This is a genomic window from Saccharothrix sp. NRRL B-16314, from assembly GCF_000716595.1.
In the GTDB taxonomy this organism is placed as follows: Bacteria; Actinomycetota; Actinomycetes; order Mycobacteriales; family Pseudonocardiaceae; genus Actinosynnema.
This window is the reverse complement of record NZ_JNXC01000246.1, coordinates 1-302: the sequence shown is the minus strand read 5'-3', so window position 1 is coordinate 302 and position 302 is coordinate 1. Positions and strand designations below refer to the sequence as shown.

The window sequence follows — 302 nt, the reverse complement described above, 5'->3', positions numbered from 1 at the left end:
CGCGAACAGCGCGACCGGGCCTGGGAGAAGCTCAACGAGATCCCGGGCGTCTCCTGCGTGAAGCCCAAGGGCGCGCTGTACGCCTTCCCGCGCCTCGACCCCGCCGTGCACAAGATCCACGACGACGAGAAGTTCGTCCTCGACCTGCTGCTCCGGGAGAAGATCCAGGTCGTCCAGGGAACCGGCTTCAACTGGCCCCGCCCCGACCACTTCCGCATCCTCACCCTGCCGTACGCCGACGACCTCGACGCCGCGATCAGCCGCATCGGCCGCTTCCTGAGCGGCTACCGGCAGTGACGCGC

1 protein-coding gene is annotated in these 302 nt (G+C 68.9%); it reads left to right on the top strand.

Annotation, left to right across the window (positions count from 1 at the left end; all coding sequences use genetic code 11):
* The coding region (locus OQ02_RS39840; protein ID WP_033443873.1) for an aminotransferase class I/II-fold pyridoxal phosphate-dependent enzyme at nt 1-297 on the top strand (297 nt) is incomplete at its 5' end.
* Nucleotides 298-302 lie beyond the last annotated feature (5 nt).